The following is a 19,427-nucleotide window of genomic DNA, read 5'->3' on the forward strand; positions in this document are numbered from 1 at the left end:
TTGGTGATAGTAAAGTGGCCACATCGCTTGAAGCAGACGCTTCCTGGTAAACCAATACACAGACAGACTCGAGGTGGCATCATGAATGCTCGATTTTCAAAGGCACTTTTTAACAACAACGGCGGTTTTGCAGCATTGGTATTGCGTGTACCCGTTGGGCTGATCCTGGCAGCCCACGGCGCCCAGAAACTCTTTGGCTGGTTTGGCGGATATGGCCTGGAAGGTACCGGCCAGTGGCTGGCCAGCATTGGTCTTGAGCCGGGTTATGTGATGGCCCTGTTGGCCGGTGGTGCCGAGTTCTTCGGTGGTCTGGCGCTGGTGCTTGGGCTCCTGACGCGACCGGCAGCGCTGGTTGCCGCTTTTACCATGTTGGTGGCCATTTTCTCGGTACACATCGGCAACGGGTTGTTTATGTCTAACAACGGCTACGAGTATGCCCTGACCCTGTTTGTGGTCTCACTGGCATTGGCCGTTCAGGGCGCGGGCCGATTCGCTTTGGACAGCCTGTTTCAGAAGCGGGTCTGAATCAGACTGGTGATGTAGGTTGAGATGCCACCTGGCATGTGGGCCGGGCAAAGCGGGAGTAATGGTCATGACCACAAAAAACGACGTACTGTATATCTCCCATGGGGGCGGCCCGATGCCGCTGCTGGGGGACCCCGGACACCAGGATATGGTGGACCAGCTAACCGGTCTGGCGCATCAGCTCCCGAGGCCGTCTGCCATTCTGGTGATCAGTGCCCACTGGGAGGAGGCCTTACCGACAATCACTTCCGGGGCCAACCCGGGCCTGATTTACGATTACTATGGCTTTCCACCGGAGGCCTACAGAATCGAATATCCCTGTCCGGGGGAGCCGGAGCTGGCGAAGCAGGTCTTCCAGGCACTGGAGGAAGCCGGGCTCCCGGCACGGCTGGATGAGCAACGCGGCTTTGATCATGGCCTGTTTGTGCCGCTCAAGCTGATGTATCCGAAAGCCGACATTCCATGCATCCAGCTATCCCTGGTAAATAGCCTGGATGCCAGCCTTCACCTGGCAATTGGGCGCGCTTTGCAGGCCATTGACTACGACAACCTGATGGTTATTGGCTCGGGTTTTTCATTTCACAACATGCGCGCGTTCTTCACGGCAAGTACACCGGAAATACAGGTACGTAATCGGGCATTTGAGGAATGGCTGAAGCAGACTTGTGCTGATGAAGAAATGGATGAATCGGAGCGGGAGCGACGGCTGATTCATTGGGGCGAGGCGCCCCATGCCAGGTTCTGTCATCCCCGTGAAGAGCATCTTTTGCCGCTACACGTCTGTTATGGCCTTGCCAATAAGCCCAGCGATGCGCATTCCTCGGTGACTATTCTGGGGAAAGAATCGGGATTCTTTTATTGGAAAGCAGGGTGAAGGTTTAGGCGTCGGGTTGTGACGACCTCCGTTACGCTTCTATAATCCCGTTCCTCGCAGGAGAGTGGGCCTTGCAAAGCCCCGCCGAAGGCGCAAACTCCCATAAACGCTCAGGCACAAGTACTGCGACCATCAACATAACGCCGTCTGGAGAGAGGCTGCCAAGCAGTCCACCGAAGGGGCAAACAGGGCAGGGCTCTGTAAACTCTCAGGTATCAGGGACAGGGGGAGAGGCCACAGAAACTCGGGAGTCCTGTGTGCTGATCTCTATCTATATGGTTGCCATTACTGCCGAAGCCATGTCCGGCGCCCTCGCCGCTGGGCGAAGAAATATGGATTTTTTCGGCGTCGCTGTCGTCGCGTTTCTGACTGCCCTTGGTGGCGGCACTGTCCGCGACATTCTGCTGGGCAATTTCCCCGTGAACTGGACCCAGCACCCTACCTATATCTATCTAACCGTTACCGGCGGGCTCATAACTATTGTTATAGCCCGCGTAATGCGCCATCTTCACCAGCTTTTTCTCGTGCTGGACGCCATTGGCCTGGTGGCCTTCACCGTGATCGGCTGCAATGTGGCTCTTAACCTGGGGTACGACACCATTGTGATTGTGATGGCCGGCATCACCACGGGAATATTTGGTGGCATTCTGCGGGACATCATGTGTAACCGAACTCCTCAGGTTCTGCGCCATGAACTGTACGCCAGTGTTTCGCTGATCGTGGCCTTGCTGTATCTGACTCTGTTGGAGCAGGGCGTGGGGGAGGACATTACATTGCTGGCCGCGTTCAGCCTTGGCCTTTTGCTACGCATGGTTGCGATTCGGTGGAACGTGTCATTGCCTGTGTTCAGTTATTCGCAGGAGCGGTGGGATTGAGCGGTTGATTGGTACCCCCGGCAGGACTCGAACCTGCTACCTATCCCTTAGGAGGGGATCGCTCTATCCAGATGAGCTACGGGGGCCTTCCGAGGAGGGCGTATGATAGCCGGCACCGGCTTGGGTCTCAAGGGGGGGGCGGCCGGTGAGGTCAGTTGTTCCGGGCGCTGGTGCTTGCCATTGGCGGTCGTTGGCGTAGCTGTTCCAGAATCTCTTCCTCGTTAATGCCTTTCTGGCCTGTGGTCACTCGTAGCGCCCGTTGGCGGTCCAGTAGGGCATTTTCGTAGGTACGATTCAGTTCTTCCAGTGACACCTGGCGCACGGCCTCGGCCAGTTGCTCCCGGCTGTCGAAGTCATAATTCTGGCGGTCGATCTCTCGCCAGTAGCGACTGGAAATTTCATCGAGTTGCCGGTCGCTTTCCAGCAAGCGGCTGATTACGGCCTGTTTCTCGCGGTTCAGGCGGTTGTCGTCCAGGCTCTTCAGTTGTTGAGTGAAGTCTTGGGCGAACTCGGTCACGGCCGCATCGATGGTGGCACCGCTTGCCTCTGGTGACTGGACAATAAGGCCCAGAGCGGGCGTTTCCAGGATCTCGAAGTTGGTGCCGTACACAATGTATCCCAGCTGCCGGGAGGTGCGGATTTCCTCGTAGAAGGGGCTGCCGACAATTTGGGCCAACAGGCGGAAACGAGCCCGTTCCGGGTAGGAGGTATCCCGTCCCTGCAGGTACAGGGTGTAGCCGGTGTCGGGGTGATCCACTTTGATGGTTGCGTGGGTTTCACCCGGCGGCAACTGGCGCAGGCTGGAGCGGGGGACGGAAGTGCGTTGGCCTTCGTCCAGAACCAGCGCCTGTACCTGCCGTGCCATGTTCAGGGCGGCGGCGCGGGTGAGGTTACCGTGGGCCAGCATGACCGGGTCGGTGCTGGCCAGTAGCGTTCCGGCAAACGCCCGCAATTCCTCAAGGGTGACTTCTCGGGCGGCAGCCAGTTTTTCGCTGGTCGGGAATGTGCCTTCAATCAGCGCGGTTTGTACAAACTCGGAAGTTTGCTGCACGGGCCGGTTCTTGGCCTGGTTTTCCAGGCTGTCGATCAGGCGCTGGCGGTCAATTTCGAAGCGCTGTGGCGTGATTGTGGGGTCGGCCAATTCGGCCAGAATGCGCTGTAGCAGGGTATGCAGTTTGTCGTCATACCCACCAATGCGAACGGTGATGCCCCGCAGGTGGGAGTACACCCGGTAACTCAGGCCGGCCAGTTGAGCTGGATAGGCCTGGGCATTCAGGTTGGTGTTCACCGTATCCATTAGTAACTGGGTGAGGACTTTGGTCCTGGCGCTGTCTTGCGTAGCGGGCGTGCGCAGGCTGATGAACACGTTAGCCTTTGGGGTGTTGAATTGAGTGTCGCGGGCGTACCAGACGTCCAGGCCCTGAAAATCGGCCAGGCGTTCCGGGTGCGCCATGGTGTCACCGCCGACCAGTTCCAGGTTTTCCGGTACAAAGGGGTTGGCCTCGGGCAGGCTCAGTTGACTGGTAAGGTTTGTTTCAGCCTTGCTGCGGAGCTGCAACGGTTCGCGCTGCCACGGCGTATTGTACCATTGGGTGCGTTTGGGGTTTTCCAGTTTCGGATCTGGGGAGGAAACCCGTACCTGAAGGTTGTCTGGCGTGAGTTGCTGCAGCAGTGCCCGGTACTGCTCCGGTGCGTAGTTTTCCATGAGCCAGGGCGCGCTGAGCACATCTTCCACCGGGTAGTCCCGAAGCGACCGGGACAGGCGCATGGCCTCCCGTACCGGCTTGCCACGTTCGCGGAAGCGGAAATCAATCCTCGCCAGTTGCTGCATTTCATGGAAGCGTTCTTCACTGATGCCGTTCTGGCGAATCTGGTCCAGGTACTCGAAAGTCAGGTTGATGATCGTATCCTGGTTCGCCAGGCCCTTGCGGGTCAGGGCCATGCTGATTTCCAGGGTGGCATTCTGGCCGGTGTCCATGCCAAGACCGGCGGACAGGCTTTCCACCAGCCCGGCAGTTTTCAGAACGTCAAACAGGCTGCCTGGTCCTTCGTGACCAATCAGATTGGCCAGGTAGGAAGCCGGTTTGGTTTTGTAGTTTTCTTTCTGTGACGGAATCGGGAAAGCCAGGGTCAGGTGCCGGCTGTCTTTGAGGGTCTCAGCGGTAACCTTCTCCGGCAGACGGTCCATATCCAGAATGGGCTCGGGGTGCTTCTGCGCCGTCAGGTTCCGATTCTCAATGGCCGCGAAGCGTTTACGCACCATGGCTTCCAACTCGTCCAGACTCTGGGGGCCGTATACCGCAAGTGTCATCAGGTTGGCGGAATAATGTTCCCGCCAGAATTCAACCAGGTCCGGGCGCAGCGGGTTGTCCTCGGTGTTTTCCAGCGTGGTCAGGTTGCCCACGGCAAAGCGGCTGAAGGCGTGGTCCGGGTTACCGCTGGCTTTTCTGACCGACAGGAGCCGACGGCCATCATCCTTGAGCTTGGCGCTGAACTCCGAATGTACGGCGTTTCGTTCACGGTCCACCAGTTCGGGGGTGAACAGAGGGGCGGAAAACTGTTGGGCGAAGCGGTCCAGCGCCGGCTCCAGGAACTGGGCTTCCACATCAAAGAAATAATTGGTGTCCTGGAAGGCGGTAAAGGCGTTGTGGCTGCCGCCATGGCTGCGGATGAATTGCTGGTATTCACCGGCATCGGGATATTTCTCGGTTCCCAGGAACAACATATGTTCGAGGAAGTGGGCGAGGCCGGCGCGGTCGTCGGGATCGTCACCGCTGCCCACGGCGACATTCATGGAGGCTGCGGCCATGTCCGCCTTGGGGTCGGAGACCAGCATCACCTGTAGCTGGTTGTCCAGTTCCAGGTAGCGGTAGTCGTTGTTGTCGTTGGGGCTTTTGGTCGGGGTCACGCTGGCGATGGCTGTCTGGCTCAACATAAGGGTGGCTAGTAAAAACAGGATAATCCCGGGCCGGTGCCGGGTGACGGAGGTTGAAACGTAGTCAAAAGTCATGAAACCCCTACTCCCGCTGAATGGCTGATAAATAGTGTTTTAGTGCAGCTGTGCGTTCCTGCTGGTTTGCGGTTGCTGTTCCAGTGTCTGACGGGCAAGGCTGGCCGCTTTGTCCGCGCTCAGGTCGCCGGAACCGATGCGTTCCAGAACGGTGGCCATGACGGCAATCGACTGCTGGTAGTCGGAGAACTCAGCCTGGAAGGCGGTATCGATGGCGTCGTAAACAGCCTGGATTTTGTCTTCCCGGGAGCCGTTGTCTGAAGCGGTGTCGTTGATGGCCTTCAGGCAGGCCCGGGCAATGGCGATGTAACGTTCGGTGTTCGGGTTGTCGTTTTGCATATTCGAAAAAATAACCGCTATAAGGATGTTGAGGTGAGACGGCGTTGGCCGCAGGAAGTTCCCACGGCCACCGGTCAGGCGTTGTCTTCTTCGGGTGTGTCCATCACAGCAGGGGGAGGAAAGCCGCCCAGCTCCTTCCAGCGGTTGACGATGCCACAGAACAGGTCGGCGGTTTTCTCCGCATCGTAGGCAGCGGAGTGGGCCTGTTTGTTGCTGAACGGAATGCCGGCGATCTTGCACGCCTGGGCCAGCACGGTGTGGCCATAGGCGAGGCCGGCCAGGGTGGCGGTATCAAACGTTGAGAACGGGTGGAACGGGTTGCGTTTGATGTCGGCCCGCATGGCGGCGGCAAACACGAAGTTGTGATCGAAGGTGGCGTTGTGGCCCACCAGTACGGCCCGCTTGCAGTCGTGGGCTTTCACCGCCTTGCGAATGGGGGCGAAGATTTCACTCAGGCCTTCGCGCTCGGGCACGGCTTCGCGCTCCAGGCACCAGGGGTCGATGCCCGTGAAATCCAGGGCGGACTGTTCCAGGTTGGCCCCTTCGAACGGGTCAATCTGTTTAACGTGAGTTTCGCCACGGTGCAGCCAGCCGTTGTCGTCCATGGTGACCATCACGGCCGCGATTTCCAGCAGGGCGTCCCGCTCCGGATTGAAACCGGCGGTTTCGACATCGACCACGACCGGCAGGAAACCCCGGAAGCGAAGGGACATGGGATGTGGCTGTTTGTTTTCGTCTGACACTCGAACTCCGATGTTCGTCTGTAGGTTGTATAAAAATGGATGAAGGTTTAGGCCATGCGCCAGTGAACGGTTTCACCCGCTTTCAGGGGCACGATGTTGCCATCGGCCAGGGGCAGGGTTTCCGGCATGGTCCACGGCTCACGCACCAGGGTGATGGTGTCGGTGTTTCTGGGCAGGCCGTAGAAATCGGCGCCGTTATGGCTGGCAAAGGCCTCGAACTTGTCCAGAATGCCCAGTTCTTCAAAGATGTCGGCGTATAGGCCAATCGCGCCATAAGCGGAATAGCAACCGGCACAGCCACAGGCGGCTTCTTTCTTGTCCTGGGCGTGGGGTGCGGAATCGGTCCCCAGGAAGAACCGGGGGTCGCCACTGGCCACGGCTTCGCGCAGTGCCTGCTGGTGTTTGTTGCGCTTGAGGATGGGCAGGCAATACAGGTGAGGGCGAATGCCGCCAACCAGCATGTTGTTGCGGTTGTACATCAGGTGCTGGGGCGTAAGGGTGGCGCCCAGGTTGCCGCCGGTGTGGCTACGCACGAATTCGGCGGAATCTGCGGTGGTGATGTGCTCGAGCACCGCTTTCAGGTTGGGGAAGTCGGCCAGGGTGGGGGCCAGCACCCGCTCCAGGAAGACTTTTTCACGGTCAAAGATATCAATGTCGCCGTCGGTCACCTCGCCGTGCACCAGCAGCAACATGCCGCACTCGGCCATGGCTTCCAGCACCGGATAGATGTTGCGAATATCGGTTACGCCGGAAGCGGAGTTGGTGGTGGCACCAGCGGGATAGAGCTTGGCTGCCACAATGCCGGCCTTTTTGGCCTCCCGGATGGTTTCGGGCGTAGTGCCCTCGGTGAGATACAGGGTCATCAGGGGCTCAAACCCGGTGTCACCGGCGGCTGTCAGGATGCGATCCCGGTAGGCCATGGCGGCGGCGGTGTCGGTCACCGGCGGCACCAGGTTGGGCATGATGATAGCCCGGCCGAAACAGGCGGCGGTGGCCGGGACGACAGAGTCAAGAACCGCGCCGTCGCGTACGTGCAGGTGCCAGTCGTCCGGGCGGGTGATGGTGAGTTGTCTGGTCATGAAAGCATCCGAAAGCAGCCGAAAAATTTGAGGAATTATATCAGAAGGGCGGGGTAAATGTTCCGGGCCCGGATGCGATATCCATCCTCAAGTCCTGTGGATCGGGGCCGTTAACCTGCGTGTATGGTTCCTTCTTTGATAAACGGGACATGAATATGGCCAAGGTTTCTTGCCAGTCTCTAGCCCGCCGGCTGGCGCTGCTTGGCGGCGCCGCCATGCTGCCTTGGGTGGCATGGCCGGTTATGGCCTCCAGTTATGGCGCGGGTATAGAAAACAGTCAGTGGTATCTGACCGATTCGGTCTTTGAGTGCGTGCTGGTGCATGAAGTGCCGGGCTATGGCCGTGCGGTGTTTCGTCATCGGGCCGGCGAGGAACTGACGTTCTTTCTGGAATCGGAAGTTCCCATGATGCGAGCCGGGCGGGGGCAACTGGTGGTGGAAGCGCCAGCCTGGCGACCAGGCGTAGCGCCGACCTCCCTGGGGGCGGTGAATGTTTCCTCCGGGCGGCGGGCGGTTGACCTCGGAAACCGGGAGGCTACCTATATTGCCCGTGGATTGCTCAAGGGGATGCAGCCGACGCTTACCCGAACGGCCCGGTACGGGAATGGACAGGTGCGGGTGCACCTGTCCAATGTGAATTTCTCCGGTCAATGGCAGGGGTATCGTCAATGCGTTGCTGGTTTGTTGCCGGCCAATTATGACCAGCTACGACGATCGCGCATTCCGTTTGCCAGTGGCAGTACCAGCTTGTCAGAGGCGGATCAGCGGCTACTGGATAACATCGTGGCGTTTGTCATGGCAGACCCGAGCGTGGAGCGGGTATTTGTTGATGGCCATTCCGACAGCATTGGTAGCCGTATTGATAACCGGGCCCTGTCCGAGGAACGCGCCCAGGTAGTCGCGGACTATCTGAAATCCCGCGGCATTGATGAGAACATGCTGACCGTCCGGGCCCACGGTGACCAGTACCCAGCATCCCGTCGTCAGTCGGAAAACCGGAGGGTGAATATTCGGCTTCAGCGCGAAGGTGAACGGCCAGAATTTCAACAGGCCAGTGGCGATAGCAACGAGTTTGCCGGCTGAACGTCGTTTAAACGGATCTTAAACGGCGCTCAGCGCCTCCAGGTGCTCTGCTACGCACTCGCAGAGCGCGTTCAGGTCATACCCGCCTTCAAGCACGGACACGATTCGGTTCTCTGCATGTTCCGCCGCTATGTTGATCAACAGTTCGGTCAGCCAGCGGAAATCCGCCGTCTCCAGGTTGAGCTCGCCCATCGGGTCCCGCTTGTGGGCGTCGAACCCGGCGGAAACCAGCAGCATTTGCGGCTTGAAGGCCTGCAGTCTGTCCAGCCAGTTTTCTTCAATCAGCTTGCGGTACTCCTCCGAGCCGCAACCGGCAGGCACCGGGACGTTCACGATGTTGTCCGCCTGGCGATAGACGTGTGAGTGGGGGAAGAATGGGTGTTGGAAGGTGGAGCACATCAGGATGCGCTCGTCACCGCCGACAATATCGACTGTGCCGTTTCCCTGGTGGACATCGAAATCGATAATGGCCACCCGTTCCAGGCCGTGCTCAATCAGCGCGTGGAGGGCTGCCAGCGCCACGTTGTTGTAAAAACAGAACCCCATGGAGCGAGCGCTCTCTGCATGATGGCCCGGTGGGCGGGTGCAGACGAAGGCATTGGTCGCCTGGCCACTCATTACCCTGTCCACGGCCTGTACGCTGGCACCGGCGGCCAGGCGAGCCGCGCGAAGGGTGTGGGGGATCATGGCCGTTTCCGGGTCAGTGAACACTCGCCCCTGGGCAGGCTGCATGTTTTCCAGTTGCTGCAGATAACTTTCCGGGTGGGCGGTCAGCAACTGCTCCCGGGTAATCTCCTCCGGCCGAACCCAGTCCAGCTTTTTCTCCAGCGGTGAGTCCGCGAGATAGGCCATGATACGCGACAACCGCTCGGGGCTTTCCGGGTGCCCCGGGCCCATGTCGTGTTTCATGCAATCATTGTGGGAGTAAAATGCTGTGGTCATGAGCTGGGCCTATGCCTGGATGCACTTTTGGAAGGGCATGGTATCAGGCCAGCTCCAAGCGTGTCGTGTCCGTTTTTGTTTATCAATTGGATAGCGGATTTACATCGAAGGCTTACTATCTAAGATATGATAGTGATCAGCCGGACCCCGCCAAGGAGGTGGGGTGACAATAATTGTGCCATGCCTGGGAGATGCACTTTGAGTACCCGCTATCTGGAAAGCCTGTTCAACCCCGAATCCATTGTGGTGGTTGGTGCCTCGGAACGGCCGGGCAATCTGGGCGGCATTGTGTTGGGCAACCTGCTTGACGGAAAGTTTCCCGGCCGGTTGGCGGTGGTGAACCGCAAAGGATACAAGCGGGTCTATGGAGTGGCCTGTCAGGCGAAGATCAGTGACCTGGGATTTGTGCCCGATCTGGCGATTGTCTGCACGCCCCCTATTACTGTGCCACGGGTGATTCGCCGGTTGGGTGAACAGGGAGTACGGACTGCCATCGTGATGACCGGCGGTATGTCGCGTACTCACAGCAAAAGCGGCAAGCCCCTGATGTACTCAGTCCGTGATGCGGCCCGTAAAACCGGTTTGCGGGTACTGGGGCCCAACACCATTGGCTTGATGGTGCCTGGCCGCCGGCTCAACGCCACCTACGCGCACATGAACGCCCTGCCGGGGCGCGTCGCCTTTGTCGGCCAGTCCGGCACCATCGCCAGCTCTGTCATTGACTGGGCGGTGGCCCGGGGGGTGGGCTTCTCCTACTTCCTGACGCTGGGAGATGGCATGGACATCGGCCACGAAGACCTGATTGATTACCTGGCCCAGGACACCCAGACCCGGGCCATCCTTTTGCATATGGAGAACATTCCCAATCCCGGCGGTTTCATGTCGGCCGTGCGGGTGGCGTCCCGCACCAAGCCGGTGATCGCGGTGAAATCGGGGCGGGTGCCGGAGTCCGAATGGGTGCCCCATGTGTTGCCGGCGGGCCTGAAGCGCAGCGACCCGATCTATGATGCCATGCTCAAGCGGGCCGGGGTACTTCGGGTCGATGGCCTGGGGCAGATGTTCGATGCCCTGGAAACGCTGACTCGTATGCGCCCCCTGCGCCGCGAATCCCTGGCGATCATGGCCAATGGCGTGGGGCCCGGGGTGATGGCCGTCGACCGACTGGCCGACCTGGGCGGCGAGATGGCGGAACTGTCCGAGCAGAGTATCTCTTCCCTGGCGGAGATTTTGCCGCCGTATTGGACTCGCAAGAATCCCATTGACCTGAACTACGACGCCACGCCGGAAATTTACGCCCAGGCGGTCAAGATCCTGGCCAAGGATCGTAATGTCGCGAATTTGCTGGTGATGTATGCCCCCACACTGACCGGCAACAGTCTGGAAATAGCGAACGCGGTGGTGGAGGCCGCCCGTGGTACGCAGTTGAATGTGTTTACCTGCTGGCTCGGGCAGAGCACGGTGATGGACTCCCGGGATGCCTTCTACAAGGCGGGTGTGCCCTCGTTCTTTAATCCGGAAAAGGCCGTTATGGCCTTTATGCAGCACGTACGCCATCAGCGGGTCCAGCGCTTGCTGACGGAAACTCCGGAGTCATTCACGGACCATTTTGCCGATCACAGTGGCACGCGTGAGCTGGTGACCCGTGCGTTGAAGCAGAAGCGCCGGTATCTGACCAATCAGGAAGCTCGCCGGGTGGTCCAGGAATATGGCCTGAGTACGCTTAACACACTGTATTGCGATGACGTGGAAGAAGTGCTGCAGGTCTTTTCCATTGACCGGCGACCGGTGGATATCACCATCCTGCACCAGGAGGTCTGTCATCCCTTCATGGATTTGACGCCGGCCCAGTGTCGGTACAAGGGCACCGTGAAGAAGGTGAATAGCGAGCAGGCAATCATAGATGGCTGCCGTTTTCTGATGGATGAATACCTCAAGCATTTCCCGGACAGCGGCTTCCTGGGTTTTTCCGTTCAGCACTCGTATCAGCACATCGGCGGCATTGAGTTCAGCGTGGGCATTACCCGGGACGAGACCTACGGTCCGTTGGTGGTCTGTGGCGCAGCCGGTGCGCAGATCAACATCATGAGTGACCGGCAAATTGCTTTACCGCCGCTGAATATGGTCCTGGCCCGGGAGCTGTTGGGGCGAACCTACATGTACAAGCTGCTGGAGGAGTACAGCCTGCGCCCGGAGGAAGACATCCGGGCGGTGTGTGAGACCCTGGTGACCCTGTCGCAGATAGCCATCGACATGCCGGAGATTCGCGGCCTGGAGATTTCGCCATTGCTGTTTAATGACAACGGTGCGGTGGCGGTGAATGTCGCCATCGATCTGGACGAGAAGCCGGGCCAGCCCATTATCCAGCCTTATCCCCGGGAGCTGGAGGAACGGGTTGTGCTGCCCAAATCCGGTCGAGAAGTCATTATCCGCCCGGTGCTGGCGGAGGATGAGCCGGCTCACCGGGCGTTTCATGAGCACCAGTCGCCCGAGTCCATTCGCTACCGGTTCTTCCAGTACCGGAAGCACTTTTCCCATGAGGACGTTGCCCAGATGGTGCAGATCGATTACGACCGGGAAATGGTGTTTATCGCCAACGCCCAACGTGAGGATGGCCAGGGTGAAGAAACCCTGGGCACCGTTCGCACCTGGACCGACGCGGACAATCTTCGCTGTGAGTTTGCCGTGATGGTGGACGACCGCATGAAAGGCGAGGGCCTGGGGATCCGGCTGATGCAGAAGATGATCGAGTATTGTCGCGCCCGGGGCACCGTGGAAATGGTAGGGGATGTACTGCCGGATAACCTGCCGATGCTGCAGCTGGCGGAGCATCTGGGTTTCGAGATCAAGTACAACAATGAAGAGGACGTGATGGACCTGCGGCTGGTGCTTAATGAACCGACCAGTCAATGGCAGAAAGAGCGATTACAGCGCAAGGCTTGAGAAGCTTGAGCCCCGGGGTGTTGCCCGGGGCTCTGGGGCTTACTCCTCGATGATGGCGGAGCGGTCTTCGCCGCCCAGGGCCTCCAGCAGGCCGGGCACCATGCGGGACAATTCCAGGGTCATGAGGGTAAAGGCTGCGTCGAATTTGGCCACGGCATCGTCTGTATCCACGTCCTCCAGCTGTTCCTGAAGGGACTCGCCGAACTTCAAACGGCGAATGCCGAGTTCCTCATCCAGCACGAATGAGACATTGTCGTCCCAGGTCAGTGCCAGTTTGGTGACCTGCATGCCGGCCTCCAGGTGGTTGCGGATCTCGTCGGCTTTCAGGTCCAGTCCTTTGCAGCGCACCACGCCACCGTCTTCGGATGGATCTTTCAGCTCGCATTCGCTACCCAGAACCACGGTGGCCGGGTGATCGACGGTTTCCGCCAGCCATCCGGTGAATGTGAACGCCGGTGACTGTTCGACCACCGGCGGCCGTACCGGCAGGGAGCCGAGACTTTTGCGCAGGGTGGAGGCCAGATCTTCGGCCTGTTTGGCAGAGCCGGCATCCACCACCAGCAGGCCATCCTGTGGCGCCAGATAGGCATAGCAGCGGCGGTTGCGGGAAAAGGCCTGGGGCAGCATTTCCAGCATTACCTGCTCTTTGATCTCGTCTTTTTCCTTGCGCCGGACTTTGCGGCCCTGTTCCAGTTCAATGGCCTCGGCGCGCTCCTCTACGGCTTCCTTGACCACGGGGCCTGGCAGTATTTTCTCTTCCTTGCGCAGGGCGATCAGGTGGTAGCCATTGGCGCTGTGCACCAGCTGCTCACCATGCTTACCCAGTGGCGGCACCCAGCCTGAGCGCGTGGTTTCCTGCGGGCCGCAGGGTTTGAAGGCGTCGGCCTGCAGTTGCTCTTCCAGCGCTTCGGCCGAGATGTCGAAGGGCTTGGTAAAACGGAAAATTCGGGCGTTACGGAACCACATTAGGGTTAGCTATCCTTTTGCCTGGGCAGATCAGATCTGAATGATTTCGACCAGAACGGTCTTGATGATGAAGCCTACAACCCCTGCTCCCAGTACGGTGAACAGGGCCATGGTGCCAAACTTTCCGGCATTGGATTTCTTGGCCAGGTCCCAGACGATGAAACCCATCCAGGCAATAAGGCCGGTCAGAAGCACCAGCATGGCGATCTGGGAAAAAACTGCTTCGTTCATGATGTCTCCGATATCAACTGAAAACTTTGAGCCAGTAAGGTCAGGACGGGCAATTACTGTTCGTCGCGCAGGAAAACCCAGTTGTTGTTATCGGATTGGTCTTCGCTGAAATAGTAGCCGTCCAGGTTGAATCCTTTCAGGTCTTCCGCCTTGTTGATCTGGTTCTGGATGGCGTAGCGGCACATCAGACCGCGGGCTTTTTTAGCATAGAAGCTGATCATTTTGTACTTACCGTTTTTCCAGTCCTTGAACTGGGGGGTGATCAGCCGGGCGTCCAGTTCTCTCTTCTTGACGCTCTTGAAGTATTCGTTGGAGGCCAGGTTAACCAGTACCTGATCGTCCTCGGCCAGTTGCTGGTTCAGGGCCTCGGTGATTTTGCTGCCCCAGAACGCATAAAGGTCCTTGCCGCGCGTGTTCTCAAACTTGGTGCCCATCTCCAGGCGATAGGGTTGCATCAGGTCCAGCGGCTTCAGCAAGCCGTACAGTCCGGAGAGGATGCGCAGGTGTTTCTGGGCGAACTGGAAATCGTCTTCGCTGAAACTTTCGGCATCGAGCCCTGTATAGACATCACCCTTAAACGCCAGTACCGCCTGGCGGGCGTTGTCCGGGGTGAACGGCGTGTGCCAGTTCTGGAAACGCTCCGCGTTCAGTTGGCCGAGCTTGTCGCTGATGTCCATCAGGTTGCAGATCTGGTGCGGCTCCAGTTCCTTGAGCTGGTCGATCAGTTCACAGGCGTCGTCCAGGAAATCCGGTTGGGTATGGGTTTCCGTTGCCAACGGGCTTTCGTAATCCAGCGTCTTGGCAGGTGAGATGATCATCAGCATTGGTGGCAGTTCCTCATTGCAGAAACGTCAGTAACTGGTCTTTGGTAAACGGCCAGTCCAGCTCCGCGCCGGTGTCGTTACGCCGCAACACAGGGATGCGGGTGCCATAACGTTCCACCAGCGCTTCAGACTGGGCGATGTCCACCACATCCACGGGAATGGGCTCTGGCATGGGCGTCTGTACCAGCAGAGACTCGGCCAGTTCGCAGAGGTGGCATTGGGCAGTGGTATAGAACAGTAATTCCATTACTTTTTCGGCTGCGCGTCGATTTGTTGGCCATTGACGCCCCGGCTGTCCTTACCCATGAGGTACAGGTAGACCGGCATCAGAGCCTCTGGTTTCGGATTCTTGTTGGGGTCTTCCGCCGGGTAGGCCAGCATCCGCATGCCGGTGCGGGTTGCGCCCGGGTTCAGGCTGTTGACGCGAATGTTGTGGCGTTCGTCGTCCAGTTCGTCAGCCAGCAATTGGGTCAGGCCCTCGATGGCAAACTTGGACACGGCATAGGCACCCCAATAGGCCCGGGCCTGTCGGCCCACGCCGGAAGAGGTAAAGATCATTGAGGCATCGGTGGACTTGCGCAGCAGCGGAATCATGGCCCGGCTCAGCAGAAACGGAGCAGTGGCGTTCACCTGCATGACACGGTTCCAGGTTGCCGGGTCGTACAGTTCAACCGGGCTGCGGTCACCAAGCATGCCGGCGTTGTGCAGCAGGCCATCCAGGCGACCGAAGTTGTCTTCGATGGTCATGGCCAGCTCTTCGTATTCTTTCACCGCAGCGCCTTCGAAATTCATGGGCACAATGGCAGGCTGTGGATAGCCGGCGGCCTCAATTTCGTCGTAGATGTCTTCCAGACGCTCCACTGTGCGGCCCACCAGGATTACCGTGGCGCCATGGGCGGCGTAGGCCATGGCAGCCGCCCGGCCAATACCGCTGCCGGCGCCGGTGACCATGATGATGTGGTCTTTGAGAAGATCGGCAGGTGCCTGGTAATCGTGCATAACCTGTCTCCGTGTTCAGGCGACCCGGCCCGGAAGGCCGGTGGTGAAATTGAATGGCGCCTATTGTAACAGCTTTGCCAGGTCGTTGACGGTGTCGGCAATGATATCGGCCTGCCAGCGTTCGATGCTCTCGGGTTCTTCAATATAGCCGTAGCGCACGGCAATGGTGCGCATGCCGGCGTTTCTGCCGGCTTCAATGTCGCGTTCGTGATCACCGACATAGACAGATTTTATCGGTTCTACCCGTATCTGACGGCAGGCGAGATGCAGGGATTCGGGGTGGGGCTTTCGTTCGGTGACGTGGTCCGGGCACACGAGGGCAGAGCAACGTTGGGCGAGCCCAAGGGCGACTATCAGGGGTTCTGCGAAACGGGCCGGCTTGTTGGTGACAATGCCCCAGGGGATGCCCCTGGCTTCGAGTGCCAGCAGCACTTCATCCATGCCTTCAAACAGCGTGGTTTCCACCGCCACACCGGCCTCGTACAGGTCCAGGAACGCGGCGTGTTTTTCGGCGTAGTCTTCGTGATCGGGTTCCAATCCAAAGCCAACGCGAATCATGGCACGGGCGCCGTTGGAGACCGAGCGCCGGATCTGTTCAGGCGGCAGTGGCGGCAGCCCGTGTTGTTGGCGCAACAGGTTCAGGCAGCGGATGAAATCCGGAGCCGTGTCGATCAGCGTGCCGTCCAGGTCAAACAGGACGGCAGCTGGTGCTTGTTCAGCTTTCACGGGCATCCTGGGCGTGCATCAGGTAATTGACGTCAACATCCCGGCCCAGTTTGTAGACTTTGGTGACCGGGTTGTAGCTCATGCCAGTCAACTCCCGGACTTCCAGGCCAGCGTGACGCAGGTAATCGGACATTTCCGATGGCCGGATGAACTTTTTCCATTCGTGGGTGCCCTTGGGCAGCATTTTCATGACGTACTCAGCGCCTACGATGGCAAACAGGAAGGATTTCGGATTCCGGTTGATGGTCGACACGAACAAGTGGCCGCCGGGTTTGAGAAGAGCGGCGCAGGCACTGATCACGGAGCCGGGATCGGGCACGTGCTCCAGCATTTCCAGGCAGGTGACGGCGTCATACTGGCCAGCGTGCTCCGGGTCCCGGGCCAGCTCTTCCACGGTGATCCGGCGGTAGGTGACGTCCACGCCGGAATCCAGGCTGTGGAGTTTGGCGACCGACAGGGGGGCTTCGCCCATGTCGATGCCGGTCACGTGCGCGCCCCTCAGCGCCATGCCTTCGGACAGCAAACCGCCGCCGCAACCAACGTCCACAACGCGCTTGCCAGCCAGTGAGATGCGTTCATCGATATAGTTGAGACGCAATGGGTTGATGTCGTGCAGGGGCTTGAACTCACTGGTCGGGTCCCACCAGCGGCTGGCCAGGGCTTCAAACTTGGCGATCTCGTCGTGATCGATGTTCTGGTTGTTCATGGGGTACCCCTGATAACGGTTAACTGAGAATCTGTTTGCGCCACTGGCTGACCCGAAGCGTCAGGTCCGGCATGTCGATGCGGGTCAGGCGGCCGTCCTGCAATTGAGGTACGCCGTTAATCCAACTGTGGCTTACCGCGCGACCATGGTTGCTGTACACCAGGTGGGAGGCGGGATCATACACCGGTTGAAGAAAGGGATCACTCAGATCCACGGCGATGACATCCGCCAGTTTGCCCGGCACCAACGAACCAAGTTCATGCTCCAGTCCCAGGGCCCGGGCACCGTTGATGGTGGCCATCGCCAGAGTCTGGTGCGCAGGCAGCGCAGACGCATCCTGGGCCACGGCCTTGGCAACCATCGCGGCGGTCTTGATCTCGCCGAACAGGTCCAGGTCATTGTTACTGGCGGCGCCGTCGGTGCCAATGGTGAGGTTGACGCCATGTTCCAGGAGCCGGTGTGCCGGGCAGAAGCCGCTGGCAAGCTTAAGGTTGGACTCGGGGCAGTGAACCACATGGGTGCCGCTGCGGGCCACCTGCTCCAGGTCGGCATCGTCGACCTGGGTCATGTGTACGCACTGGCTGTTGCTATTTAGGATGCCCAGATCCGCCATGCGGGCCACAGGGCGCTTACCGGTTGCCTTGAGGGCTTCGCGCACTTCAAAGGCGGTTTCGTGCAGATGAATCTGTAATGGCGCCCCGGTTTCCTGCGACAACTCCAGGGCAGCCGCCAACGGGCCATCAGAGACGGTGTAGGGAGCGTGGGGGCCAATGGCCGGCACGATATAATCATCGCCTTGCCACTGTTCAATCAATGCGGCGCCCTTGCTCAGGTATTCTTCGGGGCCGGAACCCCAGACGGTGGGTGTGTCCAGCAGCGGGAAGCAGATCTGGGCGCGCATGCCAACATCGTGGGCTGCCTGGGCAGTCACCTCGGGGAAAAAGTACATGTCGGAGAAGGTGGTGGTGCCTGTGCGTAGCATCTCCGCCATAGCCAGTCGGCTGCCATCGGCAACAAAGTTTTCGCTGACGAACCTGCCCTCGGCCGGCCAGATGTGGTCGTTCAGCCAGGTCATCAGGGGCAGGTCATCGGCCAATCCCCGGAACAGGGACATGGCGGTGTGCCCGTGGAGGTTGATCAGGCCGGGCATGACCACATGCTGATCCAGGTCCAGGGTTTCCCGGGTACGGTACTGATGATCCGCCTTGTCCTGGGGTAGAACATCGAGAATGCGGGTGCCCCGCAGAATGACTGCCTGGTGTTCGAGCACCTGGCCAACGGGTGCCATGGGGATCAGCCAGCGGGCGTTGATTCGGGTGTCGGCTGCGGTGATGGTGTCTGCCGTCATTGAGCTGCCTTGGGTTGGTGCGCAAGGGGCTGCGCCGGGAAGTTTAGTCGGAAAGTATAACCAGCGCTGTGTAGGTAGGACTACCCCTTATATAAGAGGCGGGTAATCTGTTGGGATGACGGTATACTGCTTTTTTTATGTTGAGCGAGAGGATGTTGTCTATGGTATCGACCGCGAATGACCTCAACGGCCAGGCCGTGGCCATGCGTTGGCATGGTGATCGACTGGAACTGTTGGACCAGCGCCTGTTGCCGGGTGAGGAAAAGTGGTTGACCACACAGAGGGCGTCAGAGGTGGCCCAATGTATCACCGACATGGTGGTGCGTGGCGCGCCGGCCATTGGCATTACCGCAGCTTACGGCGTGGTGTTGGCCGCCCGTTATGCTGGCGGTGGAGACTGGCAGGCGGAAATCAAACAGGCGATTCGTGAACTGGCGGCGTCCCGGCCTACCGCCGTTAATCTGTTTTGGGCTCTGGAACGCATGGAAACGGTTTTCCATGGCTGTCATTCTCTGGCAGAGGCTCTGGAACGACTGGACGCCGAAGCGCGACGAATCCACGAGGAAGACGTAGCGGGCAACCAGGCCATGGCAGATTATGCCCTGGACGTTATGCAGCCTGAGAGCCCCATATCGGTTTTGACGCACTGCAATACCGGGGCTCTGGCCACTGGTGGTTACGGCACCGCCCTGGGCGTGATTCGCCGCCTGCATGAGAAGCAGTTGCTGGACCGGGTGTACGCGGATGAAACCCGGCCATGGTTGCAGGGTAGCCGGCTGACGGCCTGGGAACTGGCGCGGGATAGTATTCCGGTGACTCTGAATGCCGATGGTGCCGCAGCCTCGATCCTGGCCTCAGGCAAGGTGAAGTGGGTGGTGGTCGGTGCCGACCGGATCACGGCCAATGGCGATGTGGCCAATAAGATAGGCACTTACAGCCTGGCGGTGTTGGCGCGGCACCACAAGGTGAAGTTCATGGTTGTCGCACCCTCCAGCACCGTGGACATGGCGCTGGCCGAAGGCAGGGATATTCCCATTGAGGAACGTGACGGCGCGGAAGTCAGGGAAATGGGGGGCAGGCAGCTGGCGCCTGCGGGCATCCGGGTGTTCAATCCGGTATTTGATGTGACGCCCGCCAATCTTATTGATGCCATTGTGACTGAAAAGGGTGCTGTGCATAACCCGAACATTACCGGGATGAACGCGCTTTTCGGGTAAA

Annotated in this window: 19 protein-coding genes, 1 tRNA gene and 2 riboswitches; of the genes, 6 read left to right on the top strand and 14 right to left on the bottom strand. The window is 59.2% G+C overall.

Features of this window, described 5'->3' with window-relative positions; translation table 11 throughout:
• The first annotated feature begins 81 nt into the window (after window positions 1–81).
• The 3 genes from BY454_RS06565 (at window position 82) to BY454_RS06575 (ending at window position 2,274) form a co-directional block, all read left to right on the top strand.
• Window positions 82–525: a DoxX family protein gene (locus BY454_RS06565; protein ID WP_104416007.1), complete on the top strand. Its 444-nt coding sequence runs from the start codon at window positions 82–84 to the stop codon at window positions 523–525.
• A 67-nt stretch (window positions 526–592) separates the two neighbouring features.
• The gene (locus tag BY454_RS06570; RefSeq protein ID WP_104416008.1) at window positions 593–1,399 is read left to right on the top strand and encodes a DODA-type extradiol aromatic ring-opening family dioxygenase; all 807 of its coding nucleotides are present in this window, start codon (window positions 593–595) and stop codon (window positions 1,397–1,399) included.
• A 47-nt stretch (window positions 1,400–1,446) separates the two neighbouring features.
• A riboswitch (glycine riboswitch) is annotated at window positions 1,447–1,535 on the top strand.
• A 1-nt stretch (window position 1,536) separates the two neighbouring features.
• Window positions 1,537–1,634, top strand: a riboswitch (glycine riboswitch).
• A gap of 22 nt (window positions 1,635–1,656) precedes the next feature.
• A complete protein-coding gene (locus BY454_RS06575; RefSeq protein ID WP_104416009.1) occupies window positions 1,657–2,274 on the top strand; it encodes a trimeric intracellular cation channel family protein in 618 nt (205 codons plus the stop codon).
• Between the two features lie 9 nt (window positions 2,275–2,283).
• Here BY454_RS06575 and BY454_RS06580 read toward each other — a convergent pair.
• From BY454_RS06580 to pyrC, 5 genes are all read right to left on the bottom strand, one after another.
• Window positions 2,284–2,360, bottom strand: a tRNA-Arg gene (locus tag BY454_RS06580).
• A 65-nt stretch (window positions 2,361–2,425) separates the two neighbouring features.
• On the bottom strand, window positions 2,426–5,284 hold the full coding sequence (locus BY454_RS06585) for an insulinase family protein (protein WP_104416010.1): 2,859 nt from the start codon (window positions 5,282–5,284) through the stop codon (window positions 2,426–2,428).
• 39 nt (window positions 5,285–5,323) lie between these two features.
• A complete protein-coding gene (locus BY454_RS06590) occupies window positions 5,324–5,623 on the bottom strand; it encodes a hypothetical protein (protein ID WP_104416011.1) in 300 nt (99 codons plus the stop codon).
• Between the two features lie 74 nt (window positions 5,624–5,697).
• The gene (gene rnt, locus BY454_RS06595) at window positions 5,698–6,366 is read right to left on the bottom strand and encodes a ribonuclease T (RefSeq protein ID WP_104416012.1); all 669 of its coding nucleotides are present in this window, start codon (window positions 6,364–6,366) and stop codon (window positions 5,698–5,700) included.
• A gap of 47 nt (window positions 6,367–6,413) precedes the next feature.
• A complete protein-coding gene (gene pyrC, locus BY454_RS06600; protein ID WP_104416013.1) occupies window positions 6,414–7,445 on the bottom strand; it encodes a dihydroorotase in 1,032 nt (343 codons plus the stop codon).
• Window positions 7,446–7,600: 155 nt separating this feature from the next.
• Here pyrC and BY454_RS06605 point away from each other — a divergent pair, with 155 nt between their 5' ends.
• Entirely contained in the window at window positions 7,601–8,527 is a 927-nt protein-coding gene (locus tag BY454_RS06605) for a flagellar protein MotY (RefSeq protein ID WP_181049663.1), read from the top strand.
• 18 nt (window positions 8,528–8,545) lie between these two features.
• On the opposite strand, the gene BY454_RS06610 is transcribed toward BY454_RS06605, so the two are convergent.
• The gene (locus tag BY454_RS06610) at window positions 8,546–9,469 is read right to left on the bottom strand and encodes a histone deacetylase family protein (RefSeq protein ID WP_104416014.1); all 924 of its coding nucleotides are present in this window, start codon (window positions 9,467–9,469) and stop codon (window positions 8,546–8,548) included.
• Between the two features lie 198 nt (window positions 9,470–9,667).
• Between BY454_RS06610 and BY454_RS06615 the strand changes: the two genes are divergently transcribed.
• The gene (locus BY454_RS06615) at window positions 9,668–12,409 is read left to right on the top strand and encodes a bifunctional acetate--CoA ligase family protein/GNAT family N-acetyltransferase (RefSeq protein ID WP_104416015.1); all 2,742 of its coding nucleotides are present in this window, start codon (window positions 9,668–9,670) and stop codon (window positions 12,407–12,409) included.
• A 39-nt stretch (window positions 12,410–12,448) separates the two neighbouring features.
• On the opposite strand, the gene rdgC is transcribed toward BY454_RS06615, so the two are convergent.
• The 8 genes from rdgC to BY454_RS06655 are packed head-to-tail and all read right to left on the bottom strand — an operon-like array spanning window position 12,449 to window position 18,209.
• Window positions 12,449–13,375, bottom strand: a complete 927-nt coding sequence (rdgC, locus tag BY454_RS06620) for a recombination-associated protein RdgC (RefSeq protein WP_104416016.1) — start codon at window positions 13,373–13,375, stop codon at window positions 12,449–12,451.
• Between the two features lie 30 nt (window positions 13,376–13,405).
• Complete coding sequence (locus BY454_RS06625; RefSeq protein ID WP_104416017.1) at window positions 13,406–13,606, bottom strand: DUF2788 domain-containing protein; 201 nt, start codon at window positions 13,604–13,606, stop codon at window positions 13,406–13,408.
• A 53-nt stretch (window positions 13,607–13,659) separates the two neighbouring features.
• Complete coding sequence (gene yaaA, locus BY454_RS06630; protein WP_104416018.1) at window positions 13,660–14,430, bottom strand: peroxide stress protein YaaA; 771 nt, start codon at window positions 14,428–14,430, stop codon at window positions 13,660–13,662.
• A gap of 13 nt (window positions 14,431–14,443) precedes the next feature.
• A complete protein-coding gene (locus BY454_RS06635; RefSeq protein ID WP_104416019.1) occupies window positions 14,444–14,677 on the bottom strand; it encodes a glutaredoxin family protein in 234 nt (77 codons plus the stop codon).
• Entirely contained in the window at window positions 14,677–15,429 is a 753-nt protein-coding gene (locus tag BY454_RS06640) for a YciK family oxidoreductase (RefSeq protein WP_104416020.1), read from the bottom strand. The genes BY454_RS06635 and BY454_RS06640 overlap by 1 nt, the downstream gene beginning before the upstream one ends.
• A 60-nt stretch (window positions 15,430–15,489) precedes the next feature.
• Complete coding sequence (gph, locus tag BY454_RS06645; RefSeq protein WP_374953539.1) at window positions 15,490–16,155, bottom strand: phosphoglycolate phosphatase; 666 nt, start codon at window positions 16,153–16,155, stop codon at window positions 15,490–15,492.
• Window positions 16,145–16,861, bottom strand: coding sequence for a bifunctional 2-polyprenyl-6-hydroxyphenol methylase/3-demethylubiquinol 3-O-methyltransferase UbiG (ubiG, locus tag BY454_RS06650; RefSeq protein WP_104416022.1), 717 nt, complete (start codon window positions 16,859–16,861; stop codon window positions 16,145–16,147). The genes gph and ubiG overlap by 11 nt, the downstream gene beginning before the upstream one ends.
• Before the next feature lie 19 nt (window positions 16,862–16,880).
• Window positions 16,881–18,209 carry a TRZ/ATZ family hydrolase gene (locus BY454_RS06655; RefSeq protein WP_104416023.1) on the bottom strand — a complete coding sequence of 443 codons (1,329 nt, stop codon included), beginning with the start codon at window positions 18,207–18,209 and terminating at the stop codon, window positions 16,881–16,883.
• A 161-nt stretch (window positions 18,210–18,370) separates the two neighbouring features.
• Here BY454_RS06655 and mtnA point away from each other — a divergent pair, with 161 nt between their 5' ends.
• Window positions 18,371–19,426 carry an S-methyl-5-thioribose-1-phosphate isomerase gene (gene mtnA / locus BY454_RS06660; RefSeq protein WP_104416024.1) on the top strand — a complete coding sequence of 352 codons (1,056 nt, stop codon included), beginning with the start codon at window positions 18,371–18,373 and terminating at the stop codon, window positions 19,424–19,426.
• Window position 19,427 lies beyond the last annotated feature (1 nt).

The sequence above is a fragment of the Marinobacter persicus genome (assembly GCF_002934325.1).
Taxonomy (GTDB): domain Bacteria; phylum Pseudomonadota; class Gammaproteobacteria; order Pseudomonadales; family Oleiphilaceae; genus Marinobacter; species Marinobacter persicus_A.

Bases quoted from the DNA above. Each gene is read 5' to 3' on its own strand.
- BY454_RS06585 (WP_104416010.1), bottom strand. From the start codon at position 5,284: ATGACTTTTGACTACGTTTCAACCTCCGTCACCCGGCACCGGCCCGGG.
- BY454_RS06605 (WP_181049663.1), top strand. From the start codon at position 7,601: ATGGCCAAGGTTTCTTGCCAGTCTCTAGCCCGCCGGCTGGCGCTGCTT.
- BY454_RS06655 (WP_104416023.1), bottom strand. From the start codon at position 18,209: ATGACGGCAGACACCATCACCGCAGCCGACACCCGAATCAACGCCCGC.
- BY454_RS06565 (WP_104416007.1), top strand. From the start codon at position 82: ATGAATGCTCGATTTTCAAAGGCACTTTTTAACAACAACGGCGGTTTT.
- BY454_RS06640 (WP_104416020.1), bottom strand. From the start codon at position 15,429: ATGCACGATTACCAGGCACCTGCCGATCTTCTCAAAGACCACATCATC.
- ubiG (WP_104416022.1), bottom strand. From the start codon at position 16,861: ATGAACAACCAGAACATCGATCACGACGAGATCGCCAAGTTTGAAGCC.
- mtnA (WP_104416024.1), top strand. From the start codon at position 18,371: ATGGTATCGACCGCGAATGACCTCAACGGCCAGGCCGTGGCCATGCGT.
- rdgC (WP_104416016.1), bottom strand. From the start codon at position 13,375: ATGTGGTTCCGTAACGCCCGAATTTTCCGTTTTACCAAGCCCTTCGAC.
- BY454_RS06590 (WP_104416011.1), bottom strand. From the start codon at position 5,623: ATGCAAAACGACAACCCGAACACCGAACGTTACATCGCCATTGCCCGG.
- BY454_RS06610 (WP_104416014.1), bottom strand. From the start codon at position 9,469: ATGACCACAGCATTTTACTCCCACAATGATTGCATGAAACACGACATG.
- pyrC (WP_104416013.1), bottom strand. From the start codon at position 7,445: ATGACCAGACAACTCACCATCACCCGCCCGGACGACTGGCACCTGCAC.
- BY454_RS06635 (WP_104416019.1), bottom strand. From the start codon at position 14,677: ATGGAATTACTGTTCTATACCACTGCCCAATGCCACCTCTGCGAACTG.
- BY454_RS06625 (WP_104416017.1), bottom strand. From the start codon at position 13,606: ATGAACGAAGCAGTTTTTTCCCAGATCGCCATGCTGGTGCTTCTGACC.
- yaaA (WP_104416018.1), bottom strand. From the start codon at position 14,430: ATGCTGATGATCATCTCACCTGCCAAGACGCTGGATTACGAAAGCCCG.
- BY454_RS06570 (WP_104416008.1), top strand. From the start codon at position 593: ATGACCACAAAAAACGACGTACTGTATATCTCCCATGGGGGCGGCCCG.